This window comes from Labrys okinawensis, from assembly GCF_002982075.1.
GTDB classification, from domain to species: Bacteria; Pseudomonadota; Alphaproteobacteria; order Rhizobiales; family Labraceae; genus Labrys; species Labrys okinawensis_A.
Genome location: NZ_PUEJ01000003.1, coordinates 224,671 through 246,976, shown reverse-complemented (window position 1 = coordinate 246,976; position 22,306 = coordinate 224,671). Strand labels below are relative to the sequence as shown.

The following is a 22,306-nucleotide window of genomic DNA, read 5'->3' as shown; positions in this document are numbered from 1 at the left end:
CGGCGCCTCACTTGGACTCGGTGCCGGGCTGGGCGGTGCCCACCGCGACGGCGCTGACCTTGTCGCCGTCACGCACGAAGGTGCCGGCGGTGGCGATCACCGTGTCGCCGGCCTTGACGCCCTCGACTACCTCGGCCTGCTTTTCGGTACGCAGGCCAAGCTTGACCGGGGTGGTCGCGACGACACCGTCATGCACGATCTGCACCGTCGCGCCATCCTCGGTATAGAGCACCGCCGATTGCGGCACGAGCACGCCGGTATGGCTGGCAACCGCTACGCTGGCGCGGCCAAAGGCACCGATCGTCAGCCCCGGGGCCTGGTCGATGGCGATGCGCACACGGCCCAGGCGCGTGACCGAATTGACCTCGGGCGAAACCAGGCGCACGCGGGCCGTGAAAGGCTCCTTGCGACCCGCGGTGGTGACCTCGGCCGTCATGCCGGGCCGCATCCGCGCCAAAGTCGCCTCCGGTACATCCGCTTCGAGCTCGATGTCGCCGTCGCGAATGATACGGAACAAGGGGTCGCCGGAAGCCGAGGCGATCGCGCCGATGCGGGCGGCCCGCCGGCTGATCACGCCCGCCGCCGGCGCGCGCACCTTGGTATGCTCGAGCCGCACCATCAATTCGGAACGCTGGGCATCCGCGAGCTTCTTGTCGGCCTTGGCCACGGTCAAAGCGTGTTCGGCCGATGCCGCCCGCGCATCCGCCATCTTGGCGGCGGCTTCGCGCTGGTCGAGCTGTTCGGCCGTGGTGTTGCCGGTCCGGACCAGGGCCTTGGAACGCGCATAGGCACTGGCGGTCTGGTCCTGATTGGCCTTGGCCTCGGCGATGGCGCTCTCGGCCTGCGCGATCGCAGCCTCCGCCCTGGCGGTCTGCGCCTCGTTCTGGGCGAGCGAAGTATCGATGGTGGTGGTCGAGAGCTCGGCCAGCACCTGGCCCTCACTCACGCGGTCTCCTTCCTCCACCATGATCTTGTCGACGGCATAGCCCTCGATCTGGGGAGAGACCATGATTTCCTCGCGGGCCACCAGATTGCCGGTCACCACGGCATGCTCGGTGATGGCGCCGGTCACGGCCGAGGTTACGGTGACGGCCGGCGGCTTGGTGACCACCACGGGCGGCGGCGGCGGGTTGAGACGGGCCATCAGCGGCTCGCGATAGGCATAGAGAACCGCTGCCGCGATGATGACGACGAGCATCAGGATGGTAAGCTTGGTATACCAAGGCGTGCGGCGATATTCCCCCGCCTCCGCATGGGACCGGCCGGACAGGCGCATCGCCGCCAGGCTCGCCTCGTCGGCATAGCCTTCCTCCCGCCGCTGCCGCTCGCCATCGCGCACGGGCCGGTTCTGCTTTTCAACCGCGGACATGAGGGTTTCCTTCCGAAACGGGCGGTGCGCCCGAAGAATCTGAAATCGCAGACAAAGGACGGTCGAGCTCGATCTTTCCCGACAGCAAGGCGTCCATGACGTTCACCAAAAGCCGGAATCCTTCCTCGACGTCGAAATCGGGTTCGAGGGCGCGGCGGGTGAACAGCCCGTCTCCCATCGCCGAAAGCACGGTGATCACGGCGGCGCTGTCCACCGATGTAGGGATCTGGCCGGAGGTCTTGGCCGCATTCAGGATCGCGACCATGAAGTCGTTCACCTCCCTGTCGACCGCCGCACACATCTCCGCGACCTGCGGGTTGCGACTGGCTTCCGCCCAGATCTCCATGAACTGAACGCAGCGCTCGCGCGGCGTTTCGAGGAAATGCTTGCGCCCCAGCGCGATGAAGGACCCCATGACATCGCTGGAACGCGCCACATTCATGAAATCGGCACTGAAACGTTCGCGATCGCGCTCAATCAGGCCCGACACCAAAGCCTCCTTGGAGGAAAAGTAGCGGTAGAGATTGCCGGCGCTCATGCCGGCTTCCCTGGCAACGTCCTGCATGGTGGTGCGGTGAAATCCGGTGCGCTGGATGCACACCTCGAAGGCATCGAGAATGTGATTTCGACGCGCGTCGATTCCCTTTGCACCCGCGGGCAGCGGCGGTGCCACCCCTGCTTCGATCGCCACTATCGCAACCTCTAATGAGAATGAACGTTCATTCTCATTATCAGAGATTGTGCAGGAAGCCAAGCCACACCCTTACGACCGGGCGGGATCATGCTTCTCAAGCAGCGGCGGAAATAAGGCGAAAGGCGTACATCCGCGCGAGAACGCCCGCCAGATTCACCGAAACCAGCGCAAAAAGCCCCTCGGCAATGCGAGAGGCGCTTGATATCGCAGTTAACAGGGAGTTGTGGCCCCGGCACTCCACTCAGCCAGGCCGAGTACCCGGCCGGAGGATAGAGACGGGCTCGAACTCGCGATCAGGCTTCGAAGTCGAGCACCAGCAGGCCATCGACACCGCCTTGCGTCGCGGCGACGAGCGCCTTGGCCACCTCGGCGTGATGCGGGTGGGGCAGATAGGCGTCGCGGGCCGAAGCATCGACGAAGTCCACGGTGAAGGCGTGGCCATAGCCACGCGCCAGGCCTTCGGGGCTGTTGTCGGCACCGACCGCTATCTGCAGGATGCCCGGAATTTCGGTTTTCATACCGCGGATGGCGGCCTGCAAGGCCTCGGTCTCGGCCTGCGGCAGATCCGTCCGCAGCCGGGCCAGAACGATATGGCGGATCATGGTGCTCTCCTACTCAGTTCAAAATGACTTTCCACGAATCGTCATTTTCTCTAACTCTTTGTTTTAACGCGATTTCTTGAACGAGAAGCCTATCTCTGGAAAACACGCTGGGGTCCGAAATTGACGGCGGGGAGCGGCTGCTTGCCGGCAATGAGATCGGCCCCCTTCTCACCGATCATGATGGTCGGCGCGTTGGTGTTGGAGGAATTGACGATCGGCATGATGGAGGAATCGCAGACGCGTAATCCTTCCAGCCCCCTCACCTTGAGTTCGGGCGTCACCACGGCCATATCGTCGATCCCCATCTTGCAGGTGCCGGCGGGATGATGGTCCGTTTTGCAGGTCCGGCAGGCATAGTCGCTCAGATCCGCCTCGCTGACCTTGTCGGGGCCCGGCATGCGTTCGGCCAGGATGAAGGGGGCGAGTGCCTTCTGCCGCAGGATCTCGCGCGCCATGCGCAGCCCCTCCAGTGACATCGCCTTGTCGTAGGGATCGGACCAGTAATTGGGATCGATGAGCGGATGATCGGCCGGGTCGGCGGATCTGAGCCGCACGGTGCCGCGCGAGCGCGGCTGCAGGAAGGCCGAATTCAGCGTCACGCCGGCATTGCGCAGCCGGGCGACGCCCGCCTCGATGCCCGAACCCGAACCGAGATGAAACTGGATGTCGGGCGAACGGGCACCCTTGTCGGCATAGGCAAAGCCGCCGGTCTCGAACAAAGTGGAGGCCACCGGCCCTTTCTTGAACAAGAGATATTGCAGCCCGGCCCAGGCGGTGCGGTGCGGCTTGGCGACATTGTCATAGGTGTGGTCGCCGGTGCATTCGGCGATGACATAGAGGTCGAGATGGTCCTGCAAATTCTCGCCGACGCCCGGCAGATCGTGCACCACCTCGATGCCGACCTCGCCCAGATGCGCGGCCGGACCAATGCCGGAGAGCATCAGCAGGCGCGGCGAGCCGATGGCGCCGGAGGACACGATGACCTCGCGCTCGCAGCGCAGCTCGCTCCTGCCGCCCTGCCCGGCGATCTCGACACCGACGGCCCGCCCCTTCTCGACCAGGATGCGGGTCACCATCACGTCGGTACGGATGCTCAGATTCGGCCGCTTGCCCTTGAGCGGCTTAAGATAGGCTGCCGCGGCGGAGGAACGCCTGGCATCGCGCACCGTCACCTGGTAGTGCCCCACGCCTTCCTGGCTGGCGCCGTTGAAATCGGCATTGTAGGGCAGGCCATATTCCTGGCCGGCCCGGATGAAGGCCTCGTTGATCGGCAGCGGATTGATGGGAATGGAGACGCCGAGCGGCCCGCCGGCCGCATGGTAGCTGTCGATGAAGCGCTGATTGTCCTCGGCCCGCTTGAAATAGGGCAGGACCTCGGCATAGCTCCAACCGGCGCAGCGATGCTCATAGGCCCACAGATCGTAGTCGCTCGGATTGCCGCGGGTATAGATCTGCGCATTGATGGACGAGCCGCCGCCCAAGACCTTGGCCTGGGTGTACCAGAGCACCCGCCCATCCAGATGCTTCTGGGGCACTGTGGACCAGCCCCAGCTGGCGATGCCCTTGGTCATCTTGGCAAAGCCGGCCGGCATGTGGAAGAAGGGGTGGCTGTCTCGCCCGCCCGCCTCGATCAAGAGGACCTTGACGCCCGGATCCTCGCTCAGCCTTGCCGCCAGGGCACAGCCGGCGGGACCGGCGCCGACGATGATGTAGTCGGTCATGGCGCGCGCTCTCCGGGTGCGCGGGCATCTTGCCCGCTCTTGGAAACGGTGCGCTTGTGGATTGGAAGGGCGGACAAGATGTCCGCGCACCCGGGCGTCATCACAGCCTCGATATCGAGAGCGCGCCGTCGCAGGCGATGGCGCTGCCGGTGGCGAAACCGAAGGAGCTGCCGGCGAGCGCCAGCGCCATCTGGGCGACGTCAGCGCCCTCCCCCCAGCGCCGGGCCGGCACCACGCCCTGGTCGATCACGGCTTGGTACTTGTCGGCGACCACGGCCGTCATGTCGGTGCGGATCACGCCTGGGCGGATCTCGAACACGGGGATGCTGTCCGGCGCCAGGCGGACGGCGAGATTCTTCACCCACATCGAAAGCGCCGCCTTGGAGACGCAATAGTCGGCCCGCTCGGGCGAGGCCATTTCGGCGCTGACCGAGGTGATGAACAGGATGGAGCGGTTGCGCACGGGCTTTTGCGGCGGCGGCAGCTTCAGCATGGTGCGGGCAACCACCTGGCTGAGAAACATCGCCCCGCGCATGTTGACGTTCATCACCCGGTCGAAATTGCCGGGTTCGAGGTCGAGCAGGTCGCCTCGGACCGGCGAGCCGATGCCGGCATTGGAGACGAAGCAGTCGAGCCGGCCATAGCTCGACAGCACCTCGTCGACCAGGCCCTGATGGCTGGCGAGGTCCGCGACATCGTTCTGGAAGAACAGCGCCGCGCCGCCTGCCTGGCCGATCGCCAACTCGGCATCGTCGATGTCGTCATTGTCGACGATATCGGTGAAGGCGATGTCATAGCCGCCTTCGGCGAAGGCCACCGCGATGGCAAGGCCGATGCCGCGACGGGCACCGGTGACGAGAACAACGGGACGGCTCATCGGTTCAGCTCCGTTTCACGAATATGCATGTTCACGAATATGTTTGGCGGTCCGCAGGGATAGGGCAGCCACCGTCAGCGACGGATTGACGGCGGCCGAGGTTACCAGGGTCGAGGCATCGGCGACGAACAAATTGGGGTGGTCGAAGGCCCGGCCGAAGGGGTCGAGCGGCGCCTCCCGGGGATCGACGCCGATACGGATGGTGCCGCATTGATGCGAAGGGGTCTTGCGATCGAACAGGTGGGTAAGCACGATCGGAAAGCCGGCCTGCTTCAGCGCCTGGCGCATCACCCCCTTCAGCCCCTCATGCGCGGTCATGTTGGAGCGGCGCCATTCCAGCACGATTTTCTCACCGTCCAGCCGGACACGGCTCGAGGGATCCGGCAGGTCCTCGCTCATGATCAGGAAGTCGATGGTCTTGCGGGCAACCGCGTTCAGCATGAATTCGGGCACCTTGCGCAGGTCCGATTTCAGGATTGTCCCGGAGACGCGGCCGAGCAATTGGACATTGCCGAGCGGCGGACCGCCCTTGCCGTCCCCGAGATAGAAATCATTGAGCCCGAAGGTCTTCTGGTAGATCGAATCGTTGGTGAAGCGCGGATCGACGCCGATCATCGCCGACAGGTTGTGGTTCATGAAATGCCGGCCCACCATGCCGGAGCGGTTGGCGAGCCCCTCGGGCGACGATGCCAGCAGGATCGCCGCCGAGCGCACCGCCCCGGCGGCCAGCACGACGAGGCGCGGTGTGACGCGCTTGAGTTCACCCGCCTCCCGATATTCCACCGCCTCGATGCGCCTTCCGTCGGAGGCCGGGATCAGGCGGCGCACCTCGCAATGGTTCTTCAGCCGGACATTGGCATGTTCGAGCGCCGGCAGCAGGGCGCAGGTTTCCGCATCCATCTTGCCGGTGCGCGCATCGGGAAAGGCGTCCCAGGGTGTGCGGCCATGGGAGAGCCAGGTGTCGATATCGACGCCGAGCGGTAGGGAGAACGGCTTCAGCCCGATGCGGGAAAGGCGTTCACGCACTTCGGCGATCGCCCTCTCGTCCGGCACAGGCGGAAAGGCGAAGTCGCCGCTGCGAGGCGGCTCGGTGGGGTCCTCGCCGGCCTTGCCGCGCACCTTGAAGAGCCGCTCGGCCTCATCGTAGTAAGGCGCGAGTTCACCATAGCGGAACGGCCAGGCAGGAGCATCGCCGTCGGCATGGGCGATGCCGTCGAAATCCTCGGCGCGGTAGCGCAGCAGCACCGCGCCGTAGAATTTCGAGTTGCCGCCATTGCAGTAGTAATTGCCCGGATTGAACGGCCGGCCGTCGCTGTCGTACCAGCTCTCCTCGGGGCGGAAGAAACCCCGCTGGAAGATGGCGCGGGCATCCCGGTTCTCGGGCCTGTCCGGCAATTGGCCACCCTTGTCGAGAATGAGGATCTCCGCCCCGCTCGGCGCCAGGGCATGAGCGATCGTCGCTCCGCCCATGCCGGCGCCAATGATGACGATATCAGGCGAAGGCATGCAGATTCCAATCGGCGCTCGCAGGTGATGAAGAACGCGACGCCGGCCGCGTCCTTCGCCCGGTTGTTGCGGGGAGAAGTCCGCGCTTGCTTCGCAAGGGCGAGGGATGAGGGGCCTTATAGCGCGTGCAGAATAGAGGATTGCGCAGCCCCTCACCTCTATCCTCTCCCCGTAAACGGGGCGAGGAGGCGCAAACGTCCAGCCATATTCTTTGGCCTGCCATCTCGCTCAACCCTTCAGCTACCTCGTATCCGCATGGAAGTGGTGTAACGAGTGAATTACAGCCTCTTCCCGCTCGCCGGATCGAACACCACGGCCTTGTCGAGATTGAAGGCGAAGGGCAGTTCCTGTCCCGGCGCCACCGCGGCGTCGGAGCGCATGCGCGCCGTCACCTCCTTGCCGCCGAGATGGGTGACGACGAAGGTGTCGGCCCCCGCAGGTTCCACCACGTCGACCACCGCGCTCACCGTCTCGATCGCCCTGGAATTGCGATCGGCGCTGTCATGGTCGGTGATCGCTTCGGGCCGGATGCCGAAGATCAGCTCGCGGCCATCCTCCAGTGGCTCGCCGGCGATCTCTTCGGGCACCGGCAGGCTGACGCCGCCTCCACTCTTGTTGAGGATCTTCAGCACCGTCCGGCCGTTTTCCCGCGCCGCCTTGGCCTGGATCAGGTTCATGGCGGGCGACCCCATGAAATCGGCGACGAAGAGGTTGTTGGGCTTGTTGTAGATCTCCGCGGGGGTACCCACCTGCTGCAACTCGCCATCCTTGAGCACGGCGATCTTGGTGGCCAGCGTCATCGCCTCGATCTGGTCATGGGTCACGTAGACGATGGTCTTGCCGGTGGTGGCATGCAGGCGCTTGATCTCGACGCGCATGTCGACACGCAGCTTGGCATCGAGGTTGGAGAGCGGCTCGTCGAACAGGAAGAGCTTGGGATCGCGCACCAGGGCCCGGCCCATGGCGACACGTTGGCGCTGGCCGCCCGACAGCTGCGAGGGCCTCCGGTCAAGCAGATGGCCGATCTGCAGCGTCTTGGCGACCTGCGCCACGGCGCTGTCGCGCTCAGGCTTGGGAACGCCGCGCATCTCCATGCCGAAGGCGATGTTCTGCCCCACCGTCATGTTGGGATAGAGCGCATAGCTCTGGAACACCATGGCGATGTCGCGCTTGGAGGGATGCAGGTCGTTGATCTTGTTCGAGTCGACCCGGATCTCGCCTTCGGTGATGTTCTCCAGCCCCGCGATGGTGTTGAGCAGGGTCGACTTGCCGCAGCCGGAGGGGCCGACCAGCACGAGAAAGCCGCCCTTGTCGAGGTCGAGATTGATTCCCTTGAGGATTTCGACGGCGCCGTAGCGCTTCTTGAGATTGTTGATTTCCAGGAACGCCATTGGGTCAGCCTTTCACAGCGCCCGCCATCAGGCCACGCACGAAATAGCGGCCGGCGACGATATAGACGAAGAGGGTGGGAAGGGCGGCGATCATCGCGGCCGCCATGTTGACGTTGTATTCGACCGCGCCGGTGGTGGTGTTGACCACGTTGTTGAGCGCCGCCGTCATCGGCATCACGTCGCCGGTGCCGGCGAAGGCGGAGGCGAACAGGAAGTCGTTCCAGATGTTGGTGAACTGGTAGATCACCGTGACCACGAAGATCGGGATCGAATTAGGCAGGAGAATGCGCCGGAAGATCTGGAAGAAAGAGGCGCCGTCGACCATCGCCGCCCGCACGAGCTCGTTGGGGAACGCCTCGTAGTAATTGCGGAAGAACAAGGTGGTGAAGCCGAGGCCATAGACCACATGCACGAAGACGAGGTTGAAGGTGGAGGAGCCGAAGCCGAGCGAGGTGCCGATGGCCGACTGCAGGAAGGAGCCGACACCGCCGAACTTGCCGAGCACAGTCGCCATCGGCAGCAGCACCGACTGGAACGGGATGAAGCAGGCGAACAGCATCATGGCGAAGACCAGCTTGTGGCCGGGAAACCGCCATTTCGTCAGCACGTAACCGTTGAGCGCGCCGAGTATGGTGGAGATCGCCACGGCGGGAACCACCATCTTGATCGAGTTCCAGAAATAGCCCTTGATCCCCGCGCAGGTGAGGCCGACGCAGGTCTCGTTCCAGGCCTTCAACCAGGGCTGCACCGTCGGTGACGTCGGCAGAGCGAGCATATTGCCGCCCTGGATCTCGTCCATGGTCTTGAACGAGGTGGTCAGCATCACGAACAGGGGCACGAGATAGACGAAGGCGAAGATCAGCAGGAGGCCGTAGATCACGACGCGGCTGACCCAATTGGAGCCGACCGGCCCCGAAACGTCCCGGGTGGCGGCGCTCATCACTTCTTCTCCCGCAACTCGGAATAGAGATAGGGCACGATGATGGCGCTGATCGTCATCAGCATGATCACGGCGCTGGCCGAGCCGATCGCCATCTGATTGCGCTTGAAGGTGTACTCATACATGAAGTTGGACGGCAGCCAGGCCGAGCCCCCCGGCCCGCCCGAGGTCAGGGCGACCACAAGGTCATACGACTTGATCGCCATATGGGCGAGCACGATGAAGGCGGACAGGAAGACCGGGCGCAGGATCGGGATGACGATGCGCCAATAGACCTGGAAGGTCGAGGCGCCATCGATCTGGGCGGCCTTGAGCATCTCGCCGTCGACGCCGCGCAAGCCGGCCAGGAACATCGCCATCACGAAGCCGGAAGCCTGCCAGACGCCGGCGATCACCACCGTGTAGATCACCCGGTCCTTGTTCTTGATCCAGTCGAAATGGAAGCTGGTCCAGCCCAGATTGTGCAGGGTCGCCTCCAGGCCGAGGCCGGGGTCGAGAAACCATTTCCAGGCGACCCCGGTGACGATGAAGGACAACGCCATCGGATAGAGATAGATCGGGCGCAATATGCCCTCGCCCCTGATCCGCTGGTCGAGCAGGATGGCGATGAACAGGCCGAGCACCATGCAGATGCCGACATAGAGCACGCCGAAGACCGCCATGTTGGTGATCGAATAATACCAGCTGGACGGCGGATCGCTTTCGAAGGTCCAGCCCCACAGGCGCTGATAAGCGAGGCCTCCCGTCAGCTCATAGCTCGGGAAGGTCTTGGAATTGGTGAAGGACAGATAGATCGTCCACAGGATGAACCCGTAGACGAACACCAGGATCGCGGCGAAGCTCGGGGCCAGCACGATCTTGGGCAAGGCGTCCTGAAGTTTCTCGCGCAAGCCCGGGCGAGGCGGCGCGCTCGTCGTAGCCAATGTCATGAAGGTTCCCCGCTTTTTGTTCTTTGAGCCCAACCCGCAAAAGGCGCGCTGTCATCCCGGCGCCACCGCAGGTGGCGCCGGGATGACGATCTCGAATTCCGTGGCTCTCGATGTCACAAGAGCTCTCGGCCACGCTTACTTGGCTTCGTCGATGGCCTTGACGAGCTGGGCGACGGCCTCGTCCGAGGTCTTGATCTGGCCGTTGAAGAACTTGTCCACGACGTCCTTGTAGGCAGTGGCGATGGCGGGCGGGGCGCCATAACCCTGGGCGAGCGAACCGAACAGGGTGCCGCCGTCATTGGCCTTCTTCAGATCGGCGATGCCCTTCTTGCCGCAGGCGTCGAAGTCGGTATCCGGCACGTCGGTACGAGCCGGAACCGAGCCCTTGACCACGTTGAAGGAGGACTGGAAAGACTTGGACAGCGTCGCCTTGGCGAGCGCGACCTGGGCTTCCTTGCGATCGTCCGGAACAGCGAACATGCCGAACATGTCGGAGTTGTAGACGACGCTCCCGTCGGTGCCGGGGAAGCGCATGCAGATATAGTCGGTGCCCGGGGTCTTGCTGGCAGCCTTGAACTCGCCCTTGGCCCAGTCACCCATCACCTGCACCAGGGCATCGCCCTTGATCACCATGGCGGTGGTCAGGTTCCAGTCACGGCCCGAGAAGTTCGGATCGACATAGGCCTTGAGCTTGGCCAGGTTGTCGAAGGCCTTTTTCATGGTGTCCGACTTCAGCGAGGCTTCGTCGAGGTCGTTCATCGCCTTCTTGTAGAACTCGGGGCCGCCAGTGGAGAGCACGACCGAGTCGAACATGGTGGCTTCCTGCCAATCCTGGCCGCCGAGGGCGAGCGGCGTCACGCCGGCCGCCTTGGCCTTGTCGAGCAGCGCGATGAAATCGTCGAAGGTCTTCGGCTCGGTGCCGCCGATCTTGTCCATCACCGCCTTGTTGATCCACAGCCAGTTGACCGAATGGACATTGACGGGAACCGCGACCCACTTGCCGTCGGAAACGGCGAACTTCTGCAGCGGCGCCGGCACGACCTTGTCCCAGCCTTCGGACTTGGCAAGCTCGGTCAGGTCGCCCATCTTGCCGGCGGCGGCATAGTCGAGCACGGTATAGCCGAGCATCTGCGATGCGGTCGGGTTGTTGCCGTTGGCGACCATGGCCTTCAGCGCGGTCATGGCAGCGTCACCGCCGCCGCCTGCCACCGGCACGTCCTTCCAGGCATAACCTTCGGCGGCGAGATCCTTCTTGAGCACGCTGAGGGCCGCGGCCTCGCCACCGGAGGTCCACCAGTGCAGCATCTGCACTTCCTTGGTCTGCGCCTGCGCCGCGCCGGCAAGGCCCAGGCTCGCAAGTCCAAGGCTTGCAGCGGCAAGCGCCACGCCTGCGATCAGTTTGGTACGAACGGTCATCTAATCCTCCCATGACCATGATTGCCGGATACGTTCCGGCGACGTCTCAATCGCCTACCGTGGCAGCCACCAGGCCGTACGCGGTCCGCAATGAAGATGCATCGTCTTTTCCTCGGTGTAGTCAGCCGCGGCATTGCGGCCGAGTTCTCGTCCGATCCCCGATTGCCTGAAGCCGCCGAAGGGCAGCTCGGCAGCGCCGTCCATGAAGGTGTTGGTCCATACCGTGCCGGCCTTGAGTCGCCTGGAGACCCCGACCGCCGTGTCGAAATCCCGACTCCATACGCTGGCCGACAGACCGTAATCCACGCCATTGGCGATGGAAATGGCCTCCTCGGCACGGGCGAAGCGCATCACCGTCGCCACGGGCCCGAACACTTCGTCGCGGGCGATCGCCATGGAGGCGCGCGCGCCGGCGACGACCGTGGCCGCCATGAACTGGCCGGCATCACTCTCGAGCCGGCTGCCTCCCAGCGCGATCTCGGCCCCCTCCGCCCTGGCGGCGGCGACATGCCCCTCGACCTGGGCGAGATGCTGCGGGGAGATCAGCGCGCCGACGAGCGTGGCCGGATCCAGCGGGTCGCCGACCACGACCTCGCGCGAGCGCTTGACGAATTCGGCCTCGAACTCGGCCGCGACGTCGTGGTGCACCAAGAGGCGGCTGCCGGCATTGCAGCATTCGCCGGCATTGAAATAGGAGCCGAACACGGCGGCATCGAGCGCCGCGTCGAGATCGGCATCGGGAAAGATCAATTGCGGATTCTTGCCGCCGAGCTCCATCGAGAGCTTCTTCAGCGTGCCGGAGGCCGCCGCCATCGCCGCCTTGCCCACCCGGGTGGAGCCGGTGAAGGAGACCATGTCGACACGGTGATCCGTGGTCATAGGCCCGCCGATCTCGGGGCCGTAGCCGGAGAGAATGTTGACCACACCTTCGGGCAGGCCGGCCTCGGCCAGCAGATGGCCGAGCAGCAGGGTCGAGCCCGAGGTCATCTCGCTCGGCTTGACCACCGCCGTGCAGCCGGCCGCAAGGGCGAAAGGCAGCTTCTGGCTGACGATCAGGAACGGGAAGTTCCAGGGCGTGATGATGGAGACCACGCCGATGGGTTCGCGCATCACCAGGCCGAGCTTGTTGGCACCGATGGTGTTGTAGCTCTCGCCATGCAGGTCGCGGGCTAGGCCTGCCGCATAACGCCAGATGTCGACGGCGCCGGCCATCTCGCCGCGGGCCTGGCTGATCGGCTTGCCGGCTTCCAGGCTGTCGAGCGTGGCGAAGATCTCGAGCCTTTCCTCGATCAGGTCGGCCACCTTATGGATGAGGCGCGAGCGCTCGGCGCCGGTCATCGAAGGCCACGGCCCCTCGTCGAAGGCCTTGCGCGCGGCAGCCAGGGCACGATCGAGATCGGCGGCGCCCGCCTGCGGATAGAGGCCCACCCGTTCGCCATGGCCGGGGCTGAGACGTTCGATGGTTTTCCCCTCGGCGGCAGGCCCGAAGGTCCCGGCGATGAAAAGCTGATGCTCGCGGGGAATGCCGGCGAGCGCTGCGGCGAAACGGGCCTTGTCGAGGCGGACGGCGATCGTCACGGTCATTGTCCCTTGAACTGGGGCGGGCGCTTCTCGACGAAGCTGGCGACGCCCTCCTTGAGATCGTCGGTGTAGGAAACCAGCGATCCGGCGAGTATCTCGATGGCGGCGGCGGCATCCTCGCCCTCCGCCGCATTGATCATCTGCTTGGCCACGGCGTTGGCGACGGGCGCGCGCGCCGAGATCTTGCGCGCGAGTTCGCGGGCCTGCTCGAGCCCGTGCCCCCTGGGTGCGATCTCGTCGATCAGGCCGAGTTGCAGGGCCCGCTCGGCCGTGACGATCTCGCCGGTCAGGGCAAGGCGGCGCACCGCGGCCGCGCCGAAGCGGGTGACGAGGCGCTGCGTACCGGACCAGCCCGGCACCATGCCGATACCGGTCTCCGGCAGGCCGAACTTGGCCTGTTCCTCTGCAATGCGGATATCGGCCGTTGCCGCCAGTTCGAGGCCGCCGCCCAGCGCATGCCCGTTGATCGCGGCAATCAGCGGCGCGCGCAGCCGTGTCAGGGCGTCGAAGACACGATGGCCGTCGCGCACCCAGCGCTGGCCCATGTCGAGGGGCGAAACCTTGCCCCAGGCGGCAATGTCGCCGCCTGCGCAGAAGCCCTTGCCCTCACCGGTGAGGATCGCGGCCCGGATGGAGCCGTGCCGATCGATACGCTCGGCCGCTGCCGCAAGGCCGGCAATCATCGCCTCGTCGAGGGCGTTGAGCTTTTCGGGCCGCGCCAAAGTGATGATGGCGATGCTGTCTTCGATGTCGAGGCGGATGGGGTCAGACATATCGAATCCTCGACGGTGTCGCGCTCACACCCCCCATCCCCCTGCCGGGACCTTCTCCCGCAAGGGGAGAAGGAGGTTTATTTGGATGGCGAAAAGCAGGTTGAAAGCCGACCAAACGCGACCACCCTACCCAATCCAATGACTTCTCCCCTTGCGGGAGAAGGTCCCGGCAGGGGGATGAAGGGTGAAAACGCCGACCCATCACAGCTGTCCTCCCCCCAGATCCAATCCGATCGGCTCCGGCCGGAACAGCGCAGCATCCATCACCTTGAGGCCGTCGGCGACACCGAGCGGAAACTCGGCCTGGGCCAACACGTCGCGCTGGAGGTCGACGCCGGGCGCGATTTCCGTGACCACGATCCCCTTATCGGTCAGCTTGAGCACGCAGCGCTCGGAGACATAAGTGATGTCCTGTCCCTGCGCGACCGCACGGCGGCCGGAGAAGGAGACGTGCTCCACGGCCTCGACCAGCTTCCTGACCTTGCCTTCCCTGGAAATCACCAGCGCGCCGTTTTCGACGGCAAGGCCGGCCGCGGCAGTGAAGAAGCCGGAGAAGATGATGCGCCGGGCCCGCGCGGTGATGTCGACGAAACCGCCCGCCCCCGCCGTCACATGCGGGCGCACGCCGAGCTTGGAGACGTTGACGCTGCCCTCGCGGTCGATCTGCAGGAAGGAGAGCAGCGAGGCATCGAAGCCGGCGCCCTGGAAATAGGTGAACTGATAGGGCGACGGCATGATCGCCTCGGCATTGGAGGCGCAGCCGAACTGGAAATCGAGCAGCGGCACGCCGCCGACGGCGCCCTGCTCGATCACCCAGGTCACCTCGCCATGCCGCCCCTCCTCGATGAGGATGCGCGGCACATTGGCCGAAATGCCGAAGCCGATATTGACGGCATCGCCATGGCGCAATTCCTGCGCCACCCGGCGGGCAATCACCTTGGAAACGCCGAATTCGGGGATTTCGAAGCTCGACAGGGGGCGGAAGATCTCGCCCGAGATTGCCGGCTCGTAGGGCGTCTGCGTCGTCTGCATCTGGTCCGGCGCGACGACGATGGTATCGACCAGGACGCCCGGCACCAGCACATTCTGGGGCTTGAGCGTGCCGCTTTCGGCAAGGCGCTTCACCTGGGCGATGACGATGCCGCCATTGTTGCGTACGGCCAGCGCCTGGTCGAGCGGGCCGAGATAGCCGCCTTCATGCTCATAGGAGAGATTGCCGCGCTCATCGGCCGTGGTGGCGCGGATGATGGCGACCTCGGGCACGATGGTCTTGAAATAGAGCCAGTCCTCGCCGTCGAACTCGACCTTGCGCACGATCGGCGTCTCGGCCGCCCGCTCGTTCATGGCGCAACCTTCGCGAGCCGGATCGACGAAGGTGTCCAAGCCGATCTTGGTGAGCACGCCCGGCCGCTTGGCAGCCGCCTCGCGATGCATGTCGAACAGAATGCCGGAGGGGATGTTGTAGGCGGGGATCTCGTTGCCGGTGATCATCTTCCAGATCGCCGGCGGCTCGGCCGAAGAGGGGCCGGACGGATAGGAGCCGCCGAGGATGCGGGCGAGCAGGCCTGATTTGGCGATATGATCGACGCCCTTGATGCCCCACATGTCGCCGGCCGCGATGGGGTGCAACGTGGTGAGGTTGCGCGGGTGCCCTGTTGCATCGAAGCGGCGGCCGATGGCGGCGAGCATCGTGTCCGGGCAGCCCAGGCCGGAGGAGGAAGACACGGTCACCACGGCACCGTCGGGAATGAGCGCGGCAGCCTGGTCGGCGGAAAGGACTTTCGGGAAGGCCATCGGATCAGAGCCCCGGCTCGACGGCGACTTCGCGGCCGGTTTGGGCCGATTTCAGCACGGCCAGGGCCAGTGCCATCGAGCGGATGCCGTCTTCGCCGGTGGCCGACGGCGTTCCCTTGCCGCGCACGGCGTTCTGGAAATTGGCGACGCTGCGGACATAGAGGTTTTCGGGTTCCAACGGCAGCTTGTGTTCGCCGGACGCATTGCGCAGCACGACCTCGCCGACGGGTTTTTGCGTCATGCAATTGGTGCCGATCAGCGAGCCCTCGCTGCCATGCACTTCAAAGCCCGTATTGGCGTAGGCGGTGGTGAAGGCGTCATGGAACTGAGCCAGCAGCCCGCTTTCGAAGCGCACCACGCCCATGACGCCGTCCTCGATGCCGGCGCCGCCCATGCCGCCCTGCTGGGTAAAGGCCGTCGCGGCCACCGGTTCCTCGCCGAGCACGAAACGCAGCGTGTCGGCGTCGTGCACGGTGATGTCCATCACCACGCCGGAGCCGGCCTTGGCATCCCTAATGCGCCAGCCCTGCAGATGGGGCGGCAGATAGACCGCATGGAAGACCCGGGCGAACAGCGGCCTGCCGATCTTGCCGGAGGCGACGGCCTCGCGCATGGCGCGGAAGGCGGCGGCATTGCGCAGATGGTGGTTGGTGCCCATGACGACGCCGGCTTCCCTGCAGGCGGCGACCATGCGGTGCGCATCGGACAGCTTGAGCGCCAGCGGCTTCTCGCACAGCACGTGGATACCGGCCTTGGCAGCGGCCAGGGTCTGCGCCTTGTGCTTTTCGTTGGTGGTGGCGATGTAGACGGCATCGATATCCTTGGCGAGCAGGGTCGCCAGGCTTCGGGTCGAGTGGGGGATGCCGTTTGCCTTGGCATAGGCCTTGCCGCGCTCGGCATCGGAGGACATCACGCTGACGATCTCGCCGCCCGTCTCGCGGATGGCCCCGATCATCCATTCCTTGGCGATCGTCGTGGCGCCGACGATTCCCCAGCGCAAGCCTCTTCTCGTTACGCCTTGGGCCATTATGCCGTCTCCTTGAGGATGGTACGTCCATGAGCGCCGCAGGATTCACGGACCACAAGGCGGGTCGTGCCGATGAAGGACATCGCCTCGGGATCGGCTCCGTCGATCAGGCCCAGCAGGCTGCGGGCCGCACGCGTGCCCATGATCCTGGTATCGGCATTGACGGTGGTGAGGGGCGGCGCATTGTGTTCGGCCTCGACGATGTCGTCGAAGCCGATCACGGCGAAGTCGATGCCGACACGAATGCCGCGCAAGCCGAGGGCTCGGGTCGCTCCCATCGCCACGATGTCGTTGTAGCAAAAGGCGGCGGTCGGCTTGTGGATGCTGGCCAAGGCCGCGGTGATCGCCTCGGCGCCGCCGGCACGCGTCGGCATCGCTTCGAAGATCAGTTCGTCGCGCAGCGGCAGGCCGGCTGCGATCATCGCGTCGCGATAGCCGGAAATGCGTTCATTCTGGGTGGTCATGGTGCCGAAGCCACCGAGAAAGGCGATCGAGCGATGGCCGAGATTGATCAGGTGGCTCACGGCCTCGCACGCGCCGGTGCGGTTGTCGGGGCCGATATAGGGCAGGCTGCTGCCCTCGACGCGGCGCATGGTCAGCACCATCGGCAGGGAGCGCGGCAGGGTCTCGGCCAGCGACCAGACATCTGTACCGCGAGCCGGGCTCATGATGATGCCGGCAACCCCATGCTCGCGCAGGGATTGCAGCACGCGGGTCTGGCGCTCGACGTCTTCGTTGGTGTTGGCCAGGATGGGCACGAAGCCCATATTGTGCAGCCCGTCCTCGATGCCGACGGCAAGCTCGGTGAAGAAGGGGTTCATCAGGTCGGAGATCACCATGCCCACGAAGCTCGAACGGGCGGTGCGCAGGCTTGCGGCCGAGCGATTATAGACATAGCCGAGTTGGTCGATGGCCCTGATGACGCGATCGCGCGTGGCCGACTTGACGAGCGGGGATTCCTTGAGCACCAGCGACACGGTCGATTTCGACACGCCAGCGGCCCTGGCAATATCGATGATCGTCGTGGCCCGGCTTACGCCGCGCTTGCCTCCGCCCATCCTCGCGCTCCCTCGGCCGGCCTCTAACCGGGCCGGTGAGCAATATTTTTGGAACGTTCCTACAGCTCTGTCAATACCGCTTTCGATTGGAGGGGAACCTATTGATGCAAAAGCATAAATCTTATCCAAAGTGAAATATTCTTGACTTTGGAACGTTCTAATTGACATGTTTGTCCCCAAGGTCGCGACGCCTTGGCCAATTTTCACCGACATCCTGGGACGATGTGTTGGATCCTGCTTTCGAGCAGATTCTGCGCGACAATCCCGCGACCGGTAAAATCGCCGGGACGTCGAAGAAGCCGGATGAGAGAGGAACGAGGAGAGCCCGATGAGCGCACTGATATTGCCCACTGTCGATGGCGGGCTGGAGGCCTACCATTATGGCCCCTCCTCTCCCTATCCCCTCGTCCATGCCGGCAATTTCCCGCGCACCCTCTACGCTGCCGCCCATGTCGTCGCCGATCCTCGCCGGCTCGATGATCCCTGGCGCAAACCGGCGATCGACTGGGATGCGACCTTGCGTTTCCGCCATCACCTGTGGGGGCTCGGCTTCAAGATCGCCGAGGCCATGGATACGTCCCAGCGCGGTCTCGGCCTGGACTGGCCCGCCGCCGCCGAGCTGATCGAGCGTTCGCTGGCCGAGGCTCGGGGCGTTCCTGGGGCGGATCTGGCCTGCGGCGCCGGCACCGACCAGCTCGCCCCCGAGGGCGCCGAGACGCTCGACGACGTCATCTGCGCCTATGAGGAGCAGATCGCCCATGTCGAGAAGCATGGCGGCCGCATCATCCTGATGGCAAGCCGGGCGCTCTGCCGTGTCGCCAAGGGCCCCGACGACTATCTCGCCGTCTATGGCCGCCTGATCGGCCAGGTCAGCGACAAGGTCATCCTGCATTGGCTCGGCGAAGCCTTCGATCCGGCGCTCGCAGGCTATTGGGGCTCGCAGGCCTTCGAGCCCGCAATGCAGACGGTGCTCGAACTGATCCGCAGCCATGCCGGCAAGATCGACGGCATCAAGATCTCCCTGCTCGACGCCCAAAAGGAAATCACCCTGCGCCGGCTGCTGCCCGAGGGCGTGGTGATGTATACCGGCGACGATTTCAACTATGCCGAACTGATCCAGGGCGACCTGCAGGGCTTTTCGCATGGATTGCTCGGCATCTTCGATCCGATCGCACCGGCCGCCGCCGCGGCGATGGACCGGCTCGCCGCCGGCAACGAGGAAGGCTATCGCGTCATCCTCGATCCGACCGTGAGCCTGGCGCGCCGCCTCTTCGAGGCGCCGACTCAGTTCTACAAATCCGGCGTGGTGTTCATGGCCTGGCTGAACGGCTTCCAGTCGCATTTCCGCATGGTGGGCGGCGCCGAATCGGCGCGCGGCATCGCGCATTACGCCGACATCTTCCGGCTGGCGGACAAGGCCCAGCTCCTCATCGATCCCGAAAAGGCGGCCCATCGCATGAAGCTGCTCTGCGCCCTGAACGGTATTGGATAACTCCCCAAGCACCCGCGACGGACCATGACGTCGCCGCGCCCCGTGCTATGCAGAGGGAGCGGTCGATCGGAGATGTCATCCCCATGGTCATGGATATCGTGGCGCGAGCCCGAAACCTGTTGCTGTCGCCGGGAGCGGAATGGCGAAATATCGCCGGCGAGGCGACCAGCGTCGAGCGCATCTATCGGGATTATGTCCTCTATCTCGCTGCCATCGGGCCGATCGCAGGCTTCATCGGCACCTCGCTGATCGGCATCGCAGGCGCCCGCATCGGCCTGGCCAGCGGCCTGTTGCTGGCCGTCCTGCGCTATGGGATCACCCTTGCCATGCTCCATGTCATGGCGATCGTGATCGACCGGCTGGCGCCCCATTTCGGCGGCAGGTCCGACTTCCTCAGCGCCTTCAAGCTTGCCGCCTACAGCATGACGGCGGCCTGGCTCGCCAACATCTTCACGATCATTCCGGCATTGGCCCTGCTCGCCATCGTCGGTCTCTACAGCGTCTATCTCCTGTTCATCGGCGCTCCCGTGCTGATGCGGCTCCCCGCCATGAAGGCGCCGATCTACACGATCGCGGTGGTGCTGATCGGCCTGCTCCTCAATTATCTGGTGGGCTCGATGCTGGCGGCGTTGCTCGTGCAGCCTGGTTTCCCGGGATGAGGGATTTGTCTCGACAGAAACCGACTGGCGGGGTAGAAGAGGCTTAATTTAGAATTATTCTAATCTGAGTTCGCCATGAAACGCTTTTCCGACCTGAACGAGGCCGAGATCCTGGCGCTCGCCATCTCCAACGAGGAGGAGGATGCGCGCATCTACCTACAATTCGCCAATCGCCTGCGCGCCGATTTTCCCGGCTCGGCCAAGATCTTCGAGGCGATGGCGCAGGAAGAGCATGGCCATCGCCACCGCCTGCTGGAGACCTATACGGCCAAGTTCGGCGATACCCTGCCCTACATCACCCGCCAGGACGTCAGCGGCTTCCTCAAGCGCAACCCGATCTGGCTGCTCGACAATCTGCGTATCGAGACCGTGCGCGAGCAGGCCGAGACCATGGAGCTGGAAGCCGCCCGATTCTACGCCAAGGCGGCGGAACGGGCTCATGACGTCGAAATCCGTACCCTGCTGGCCGATCTCGCCGAAGAGGAAAAGCGCCATGAAAGCCTGGCCGAGACACTGGAGTCCAAGCTTCCCGCCGACCAGAAGCGTAGCGAGGACGAGACCTCCCGGCGCCTGTTCGTGCTGCAGATCGTGCAGCCTGCCCTGGCCGGCCTGATCGACGGTTCGGTCTCCACCCTCGCTCCGATCTTCGCCGCAGCCTTCGCCACCCTGAACTCCTGGGACGCCTTCCTGGTGGGCCTTGCCGCCTCGATCGGCGCCGGCATCAGCATGGGCCTGACCGAAGCGTTGTCGGACGATGGCGAGATCACCGGGCGCGGCCATCCCTGGGTACGTGGTGCGGCCTGCGGCGTGATGACCACGGTGGGCGGCCTCGGCCACACCCTGCCCTACCTCATCCCCGATTTCTGGGTGGCGACCGGCGTCGCCGGCTGCGTGGTCGTGCTGGAGCTCATCGCCATCGCCTGGATCCGTACCCGCTTCATGGCCACGCCCTTCACCTCCGCGATCGTGCAGGTCGTCCTCGGAGGCATCCTGGTGCTGCTCACCGGTATCCTGATCGGCAGCCAGTAGGGGCGGCCGGACGGCCACATAGGGCAATGCGGCAACATAGCCGTTGCCGTTCGCCTGGCATCACGGGATAAGGAAGCTTTCCATCCCGTGATCGGACAAATGCAATGCCTGATATCGACGTCTATCGCCGCGAACTCGCGGCCGCCTTCCGCCTCGCCGCGAAGTTCGACTTCAATGAGGGCATCTGCAACCACTTCTCTGTGCAGGTCCCCGGCGCCGAAGAGCGCTATCTCTTCAATCCCTATGGGGTCCACTGGTCGGAGATGCGGCCGGCCGATCTACTTCTCGTCGATGGACGGGGGCAGATTCTGGAGGGCGAAGGCGAGCTGGAGGCGACGGCGCGCAACATCCACATTGCCGGCCACCGTGCCAATCCGCGCCATCTCTGCCTGCTGCACACCCACATGCCCTGGGCCACCAGCCTCACCATGATCGAAGGGGGCCGGCTCGAAATGGCGCATCAGACGGCCGCCCGCTTCTACGGCCGCACCGCCTACAACGACGAATTCGGCGGCTTCGCCTCGGGCGAGAAGGAAGGCGAGCGCATCGCCAGCTCGGCCAAGTCGGATCAGAAGGCCGATATCGTCTTCCTGGCCCATCATGGCGTCATCGTCGGCGGCCCGTCCGTCGCCACCGCCTTCGACGACCTCTATTATCTCGACCGCGCCTGCCGCCAGCAGGTGCTGGCCATGTCGACCGGCCGGCCGCTCAAGCTCATTCCCCAGCAGGTGATCGAGAGCACCGCCCGTGAATGGATGACCGTGCTCGACCACCAGGCCAAGCTGCATTTCGAGGCGCTGATGCGGATTGAGGGCCTGTGACGACACTGCGCTGGGTCCGGATCCGCCAGAACGCCAGGGCGGAATTGTGGAAGCTCGACAAGCCGCTTCCGGGCGGCGGCGTGGCGACCTTCTATCGCGGCCGCCTCTTCGAACAGAAGGGCGGCGAGCGGGTGAAGCAGGACGAGGAAGCCAAGTTCACCGAGGCCGAACCAGCTCTGGCCTGGTTCGAGCGCCAGCTGGACTCCTAAGGGACCGTTCAAGAAGACGCGCGCTGTCATTGAGCGAGCTATGCGCAGGGCGCGGGCGCCTATTGTCTAGGCAGTGACGGACGCAGCCCATTCTTTTCGCATGTGCAGCATAGGCTGTTCCAGCATTTTCCACGAAATCGCTTCGAGCAGAGCCTAAAGAAAAAGCCGCCGGGAACTATCCCGGCGGCTTTGCTTTCCGTAGCGGACGCTAAGCTTGATTAGCGAGCGGCGCCGCGAGCGATTTCCTCGATACGGCCGCGGAAGATGCCGAGATCAGCCAGCTCACGGTCATCGAGAGCCGAGAGAGCCTGGAGAGTACGGCGATAATTGCGGTAGGCCGTGAAACGAGAAGCGATCGAAGAAACGAAACCGAAGAGAACCATGACACTTACTTTCCGAAGAGATTGATTTGTTGCAG

21 protein-coding genes are annotated in these 22,306 nt (G+C 64.6%); 5 read left to right on the top strand and 16 right to left on the bottom strand.

Annotated features, from left to right (window positions below; all coding sequences use genetic code 11):
* Nucleotides 1-7 precede the first annotated feature (7 nt).
* From C5L14_RS08220 to C5L14_RS08150, 15 genes are all read right to left on the bottom strand, one after another.
* Complete coding sequence (locus C5L14_RS08220) at nt 8-1,369, bottom strand: efflux RND transporter periplasmic adaptor subunit (RefSeq protein ID WP_105861554.1); 1,362 nt, start codon at nt 1,367-1,369, stop codon at nt 8-10.
* Nucleotides 1,356-2,123: a TetR/AcrR family transcriptional regulator gene (locus C5L14_RS08215; RefSeq protein ID WP_105861553.1), complete on the bottom strand. Its 768-nt coding sequence runs from the start codon at nt 2,121-2,123 to the stop codon at nt 1,356-1,358. Before C5L14_RS08215 ends, C5L14_RS08220 begins: the two co-directional genes overlap by 14 nt.
* Nucleotides 2,124-2,356: 233 nt before the next feature.
* Complete coding sequence (locus C5L14_RS08210; RefSeq protein ID WP_105861552.1) at nt 2,357-2,665, bottom strand: Dabb family protein; 309 nt, start codon at nt 2,663-2,665, stop codon at nt 2,357-2,359.
* A gap of 89 nt (nt 2,666-2,754) precedes the next feature.
* A complete protein-coding gene (locus C5L14_RS08205) occupies nt 2,755-4,386 on the bottom strand; it encodes a GMC family oxidoreductase (protein WP_105861551.1) in 1,632 nt (543 codons plus the stop codon).
* Nucleotides 4,387-4,486: 100 nt separating this feature from the next.
* Nucleotides 4,487-5,263 carry a 3-ketoacyl-ACP reductase gene (locus C5L14_RS08200; RefSeq protein ID WP_105861550.1) on the bottom strand — a complete coding sequence of 259 codons (777 nt, stop codon included), beginning with the start codon at nt 5,261-5,263 and terminating at the stop codon, nt 4,487-4,489.
* 15 nt (nt 5,264-5,278) lie between these two features.
* A complete protein-coding gene (locus C5L14_RS08195; RefSeq protein ID WP_105861549.1) occupies nt 5,279-6,769 on the bottom strand; it encodes an FAD-dependent oxidoreductase in 1,491 nt (496 codons plus the stop codon).
* A gap of 278 nt (nt 6,770-7,047) precedes the next feature.
* Nucleotides 7,048-8,160 carry an ABC transporter ATP-binding protein gene (locus C5L14_RS08190; RefSeq protein WP_105861548.1) on the bottom strand — a complete coding sequence of 371 codons (1,113 nt, stop codon included), beginning with the start codon at nt 8,158-8,160 and terminating at the stop codon, nt 7,048-7,050.
* 4 nt (nt 8,161-8,164) lie between these two features.
* Nucleotides 8,165-9,100, bottom strand: a complete 936-nt coding sequence (locus C5L14_RS08185; protein ID WP_105861547.1) for a carbohydrate ABC transporter permease — start codon at nt 9,098-9,100, stop codon at nt 8,165-8,167.
* A complete protein-coding gene (locus tag C5L14_RS08180) occupies nt 9,100-10,029 on the bottom strand; it encodes a carbohydrate ABC transporter permease (protein WP_105861546.1) in 930 nt (309 codons plus the stop codon). The genes C5L14_RS08185 and C5L14_RS08180 overlap by 1 nt, the downstream gene beginning before the upstream one ends.
* A 135-nt stretch (nt 10,030-10,164) precedes the next feature.
* Nucleotides 10,165-11,445, bottom strand: a complete 1,281-nt coding sequence (locus C5L14_RS08175; RefSeq protein ID WP_105861545.1) for an ABC transporter substrate-binding protein — start codon at nt 11,443-11,445, stop codon at nt 10,165-10,167.
* Between the two features lie 54 nt (nt 11,446-11,499).
* Nucleotides 11,500-13,029 carry an aldehyde dehydrogenase family protein gene (locus C5L14_RS08170; RefSeq protein WP_105861544.1) on the bottom strand — a complete coding sequence of 510 codons (1,530 nt, stop codon included), beginning with the start codon at nt 13,027-13,029 and terminating at the stop codon, nt 11,500-11,502.
* Entirely contained in the window at nt 13,026-13,799 is a 774-nt protein-coding gene (locus C5L14_RS08165) for an enoyl-CoA hydratase/isomerase family protein (RefSeq protein ID WP_105861543.1), read from the bottom strand. The genes C5L14_RS08170 and C5L14_RS08165 overlap by 4 nt, the downstream gene beginning before the upstream one ends.
* Nucleotides 13,800-14,000: 201 nt before the next feature.
* A complete protein-coding gene (locus tag C5L14_RS08160) occupies nt 14,001-15,593 on the bottom strand; it encodes an acyl CoA:acetate/3-ketoacid CoA transferase (RefSeq protein ID WP_105861542.1) in 1,593 nt (530 codons plus the stop codon).
* A gap of 4 nt (nt 15,594-15,597) precedes the next feature.
* Entirely contained in the window at nt 15,598-16,620 is a 1,023-nt protein-coding gene (locus tag C5L14_RS08155) for a Gfo/Idh/MocA family protein (RefSeq protein WP_105861541.1), read from the bottom strand.
* Complete coding sequence (locus C5L14_RS08150; RefSeq protein ID WP_105861540.1) at nt 16,620-17,678, bottom strand: LacI family DNA-binding transcriptional regulator; 1,059 nt, start codon at nt 17,676-17,678, stop codon at nt 16,620-16,622. The genes C5L14_RS08155 and C5L14_RS08150 overlap by 1 nt, the downstream gene beginning before the upstream one ends.
* A gap of 328 nt (nt 17,679-18,006) precedes the next feature.
* On the opposite strand from C5L14_RS08150, the gene C5L14_RS08145 reads away from it, so the two are divergent.
* The 5 genes from C5L14_RS08145 (at nt 18,007) to C5L14_RS08125 (ending at nt 21,888) form a co-directional block, all read left to right on the top strand.
* Nucleotides 18,007-19,170 (top strand): dihydrodipicolinate synthase family protein, encoded by a 1,164-nt coding sequence (locus C5L14_RS08145; protein ID WP_105861539.1) that lies wholly within the window; start codon nt 18,007-18,009, stop codon nt 19,168-19,170.
* A gap of 83 nt (nt 19,171-19,253) precedes the next feature.
* A complete protein-coding gene (locus C5L14_RS08140) occupies nt 19,254-19,829 on the top strand; it encodes a Yip1 family protein (RefSeq protein WP_181161082.1) in 576 nt (191 codons plus the stop codon).
* A gap of 75 nt (nt 19,830-19,904) precedes the next feature.
* Entirely contained in the window at nt 19,905-20,858 is a 954-nt protein-coding gene (mbfA, locus tag C5L14_RS08135) for an iron exporter MbfA (RefSeq protein WP_105861537.1), read from the top strand.
* Between the two features lie 104 nt (nt 20,859-20,962).
* Nucleotides 20,963-21,679: an aldolase gene (locus C5L14_RS08130; RefSeq protein ID WP_105861536.1), complete on the top strand. Its 717-nt coding sequence runs from the start codon at nt 20,963-20,965 to the stop codon at nt 21,677-21,679.
* Complete coding sequence (locus tag C5L14_RS08125) at nt 21,676-21,888, top strand: hypothetical protein (RefSeq protein ID WP_105861535.1); 213 nt, start codon at nt 21,676-21,678, stop codon at nt 21,886-21,888. The genes C5L14_RS08130 and C5L14_RS08125 overlap by 4 nt, the downstream gene beginning before the upstream one ends.
* 218 nt (nt 21,889-22,106) lie before the next feature.
* Here C5L14_RS08125 and C5L14_RS08120 read toward each other — a convergent pair whose 3' ends face one another.
* Nucleotides 22,107-22,271, bottom strand: coding sequence for a DUF1127 domain-containing protein (locus C5L14_RS08120; RefSeq protein WP_082979645.1), 165 nt, complete (start codon nt 22,269-22,271; stop codon nt 22,107-22,109).
* Nucleotides 22,272-22,306 lie beyond the last annotated feature (35 nt).

Coding starts and splice junctions, on each gene's coding strand:
- C5L14_RS08220 (WP_105861554.1), bottom strand. CDS start 1,369: ATGTCCGCGGTTGAAAAGCAGAACCGGCCCGTGCGCGATGGCGAGCGG.
- C5L14_RS08210 (WP_105861552.1), bottom strand. CDS start 2,665: ATGATCCGCCATATCGTTCTGGCCCGGCTGCGGACGGATCTGCCGCAG.
- C5L14_RS08205 (WP_105861551.1), bottom strand. CDS start 4,386: ATGACCGACTACATCATCGTCGGCGCCGGTCCCGCCGGCTGTGCCCTG.
- C5L14_RS08200 (WP_105861550.1), bottom strand. CDS start 5,263: ATGAGCCGTCCCGTTGTTCTCGTCACCGGTGCCCGTCGCGGCATCGGC.
- C5L14_RS08195 (WP_105861549.1), bottom strand. CDS start 6,769: ATGCCTTCGCCTGATATCGTCATCATTGGCGCCGGCATGGGCGGAGCG.
- C5L14_RS08190 (WP_105861548.1), bottom strand. CDS start 8,160: ATGGCGTTCCTGGAAATCAACAATCTCAAGAAGCGCTACGGCGCCGTC.
- C5L14_RS08185 (WP_105861547.1), bottom strand. CDS start 9,100: ATGAGCGCCGCCACCCGGGACGTTTCGGGGCCGGTCGGCTCCAATTGG.
- C5L14_RS08180 (WP_105861546.1), bottom strand. CDS start 10,029: ATGACATTGGCTACGACGAGCGCGCCGCCTCGCCCGGGCTTGCGCGAG.
- C5L14_RS08175 (WP_105861545.1), bottom strand. CDS start 11,445: ATGACCGTTCGTACCAAACTGATCGCAGGCGTGGCGCTTGCCGCTGCA.
- C5L14_RS08170 (WP_105861544.1), bottom strand. CDS start 13,029: ATGACCGTGACGATCGCCGTCCGCCTCGACAAGGCCCGTTTCGCCGCA.
- C5L14_RS08165 (WP_105861543.1), bottom strand. CDS start 13,799: ATGTCTGACCCCATCCGCCTCGACATCGAAGACAGCATCGCCATCATC.
- C5L14_RS08160 (WP_105861542.1), bottom strand. CDS start 15,593: ATGGCCTTCCCGAAAGTCCTTTCCGCCGACCAGGCTGCCGCGCTCATT.
- C5L14_RS08155 (WP_105861541.1), bottom strand. CDS start 16,620: ATGGCCCAAGGCGTAACGAGAAGAGGCTTGCGCTGGGGAATCGTCGGC.
- C5L14_RS08150 (WP_105861540.1), bottom strand. CDS start 17,678: ATGGGCGGAGGCAAGCGCGGCGTAAGCCGGGCCACGACGATCATCGAT.
- C5L14_RS08145 (WP_105861539.1), top strand. CDS start 18,007: ATGAGCGCACTGATATTGCCCACTGTCGATGGCGGGCTGGAGGCCTAC.
- C5L14_RS08140 (WP_181161082.1), top strand. CDS start 19,254: ATGGTCATGGATATCGTGGCGCGAGCCCGAAACCTGTTGCTGTCGCCG.
- mbfA (WP_105861537.1), top strand. CDS start 19,905: ATGAAACGCTTTTCCGACCTGAACGAGGCCGAGATCCTGGCGCTCGCC.
- C5L14_RS08130 (WP_105861536.1), top strand. CDS start 20,963: ATGCCTGATATCGACGTCTATCGCCGCGAACTCGCGGCCGCCTTCCGC.
- C5L14_RS08120 (WP_082979645.1), bottom strand. CDS start 22,271: ATGGTTCTCTTCGGTTTCGTTTCTTCGATCGCTTCTCGTTTCACGGCC.